Below are 2538 nucleotides of genomic sequence, written 5' to 3'. Positions count from 1 at the left end.
AGGTGCTAAACTATTATCTGTCATAATCAATTGAGCATTTGATTTTCTATCTTTAATAAAATCTATAGCTTGCTTTAAATAATTTAAGTTAAATACTCTCTCTTTAGGTTCACCGTCTACTCTCTTTCCAATTGCATAACTAATATCTAACCTTTCATCATGCATCATTTTTATATCTTCGTGGGGCTTGATAGTCCACCAACCATTTACATCCATTAGTTTAACTTGTTTATAATTTGCCGATTTAATACAAGTCAAAGCATTTTTAATGCCTTTTATTACTTCTGTGTCTAAAATTATTTTTATATCTTCATCTCCTAAAAATAACCTTTCAATATTAGGATAAACACCCTCTATTACTTCATTATTCTTAACGTTAATAATTTCATCTTTATAATTTCCATCTTCAATTTCTATATACAACAAACGGTGTCCATCTGTTGCACTAAGCGTATTTCCATAGTGTCGCACCCCTTTATATACTGGTCTACTAATACTATTTGATTGTCCATTTGTAATTTTTGCCATATGTTTAATAGCTTTTTCATATGCAAGCTTCATTTATAAAACCACCTTTTTATTTGTTTGAGGTAGCCCTAACAGGCTACCTCCATATTTTTAATTTTCTTTAAACAATTCGTTTATTGCTTTATCTGTAATTTCAACGTTTGGATAATTCTCACTTGTCAGTGGTAATAACCCACACATTTTCAGTAATTCGTTGAAATCTTTAACTGTATTACAGTATTCAACATCTTCTTCTCCAACATCTCCAGCAAAGTCTTTAAATGTTTCATTAGCAAAACATTTACCTCCGTACTCTGTTTCATCATCTTTAAGTTCTACATCTTGTAATTTCATAAATAAACCACCTTTTTATTTGTTATGTAGCTCGATCAATCCTTAACCTTACTACACTTAATACTATACACTATTTTTCTTTATTTGTAAACAAGTTAGCACACTTTTTTCTTTTTTTGTTAAAAAGAAGCGGTATTATATACCACTTCTTTAATTCCTTGTATATTAAAACTGATGTATTTTATTTATACTCAAATGTTTTTTCTATTAACGAACACATTCGCCCTTGATTATTCATATATTTCAATGTATAATTGTATTTACCTTTTAGGTGGTAAACCCACCTTTTTATTTGTTAGAGGGCTAAGACTTTATTGTCTTAGCTCTCTTTTTTCATTTCACAAACGTTCAAATTATTAATGATATTCTTTAAGTATATAGTTATTTAAATTTACCTCTTCAATAAAATAATCATCTATATAGTCTTCTATATCTTCTTCTTCTATATTTTGAAATTTAAAATTTTCTTCCATTCCTTTTTTTGCTTTCTCTTCAGAATCGTAACTTCCTAGAAATGCCCACGATGTACCGTAGTTTTCTTGCCAAAATAAGTTATATATTTTCATATTAAAATCCACCTTTTCTAATTTTTCAGATCTAAAATACATTAATAATTCACTTTAATTCTTTATTTGTGTTATTTATCTAAAAAAATACTTTTCGCTAAACTCATTGGATAACCTAAAATCATTGCTACAATAACTATTGTGATTATCATATTTAGCATAACCTTACATCCTTTCTGCAAATTCTGTAATTACAGGGTCATTTAATTTTACTATTTCAATGAAAAAGTCATTTATATATTCTTCTTCCTCTTCCTCAGATATATCTAGAAAAGCAAAAGTTTCCTCGATACCTTTTCTTGCGCTTTCTTTAGAATCATAACTTCCTAGAAACGCCCAAGTTACACGTTTATCTTCTTTCCAAAACAAATTGTATATTTCCATAATAAGCTCACCCTTTTATTTGTTATTCTTTGCAATCACTAACCTTGATTACATTTAAAACTATACACTATTTTTCTTTGATTGTAAATAACGATATACACATTTTTCATTTTTGTTAGATAAAATTAAAAAGAAGCGGTCAATAATTATATATTTTTTATAAATTTTTATTATTTTAACTATATAATTTGATATATTCTTATACATTATGTAGAATAAATATATATTTTATATATACTTTCGGTAAGTAGAGGTGCTTTTATGAATGAGAGAAAAGGTAAAATTATAGAGTTTGAAGAAAAAACTATAGATTTAATTAATAAATACGGAAAAATAAGAGGTATTAGCACTTTTTCTGGTGTTATAAGAGAAATGGTAGCGAATGAATTAGAAAGATATGGAATCATTACAGATATATCAAAAGACGATGAAAGTAATGTTAATATAAAAAGTTCACTATCTACAGCGGAACAACAATACTATGAAGAAATTAATAACATCATTAAAGTATACAAGAAAATACAGTCAGAGTATTCTAGCATATTTAGTGAATTGGAAAAGAAAGAAAGAAAGCTTAAATATTCGAGTATTGGCAAAACTACATTTGAAAGGTTTGCCTTATGTGGTATATCAGAAAAACAAATTGACCATCTTTTTGAAGTTGTGAAATTATTATTTACTGTTAAAGAATATGGGATAGTTAGAATAGATAACGCATTAAATGTTT

General features: G+C 26.9%; 5 protein-coding genes. 1 reads left to right on the top strand and 4 read right to left on the bottom strand.

Annotation, left to right across the window (positions count from 1 at the left end; all coding sequences use genetic code 11):
* The 4 genes from ACF91D_RS29800 to ACF91D_RS29785 all read right to left on the bottom strand — a co-directional run.
* The coding region (locus ACF91D_RS29800) for a hypothetical protein (RefSeq protein ID WP_392438329.1) at positions 1-561 on the bottom strand (561 nt) is incomplete at its 3' end.
* A 57-nt stretch (positions 562-618) separates the two neighbouring features.
* Positions 619-861, bottom strand: coding sequence for a hypothetical protein (locus ACF91D_RS29795; RefSeq protein WP_392438328.1), 243 nt, complete (start codon positions 859-861; stop codon positions 619-621).
* Between the two features lie 356 nt (positions 862-1217).
* The gene (locus ACF91D_RS29790) at positions 1218-1427 is read right to left on the bottom strand and encodes a hypothetical protein (protein WP_392438327.1); all 210 of its coding nucleotides are present in this window, start codon (positions 1425-1427) and stop codon (positions 1218-1220) included.
* Positions 1428-1592: 165 nt separating this feature from the next.
* Entirely contained in the window at positions 1593-1811 is a 219-nt protein-coding gene (locus ACF91D_RS29785; protein WP_392438326.1) for a hypothetical protein, read from the bottom strand.
* A 261-nt stretch (positions 1812-2072) separates the two neighbouring features.
* On the opposite strand from ACF91D_RS29785, the gene ACF91D_RS29780 reads away from it, so the two are divergent.
* Positions 2073-2538 (top strand): hypothetical protein (locus ACF91D_RS29780; RefSeq protein ID WP_392438325.1); only part of this gene is annotated, 466 nt, incomplete at its 3' end.

The organism is Staphylococcus sp. 231237_7MaSpsaltlick (assembly GCF_043107035.1).
Note: the sequence above shows the minus strand (reverse complement) of the source record. Positions and strands in the feature narration are given on the sequence as shown.

Excerpts from the sequence above, each read along its gene's own strand:
- ACF91D_RS29795 (WP_392438328.1), bottom strand. The coding sequence starts at position 861 with ATGAAATTACAAGATGTAGAACTTAAAGATGATGAAACAGAGTACGGA.
- ACF91D_RS29790 (WP_392438327.1), bottom strand. The coding sequence starts at position 1,427 with ATGAAAATATATAACTTATTTTGGCAAGAAAACTACGGTACATCGTGG.
- ACF91D_RS29785 (WP_392438326.1), bottom strand. The coding sequence starts at position 1,811 with ATGGAAATATACAATTTGTTTTGGAAAGAAGATAAACGTGTAACTTGG.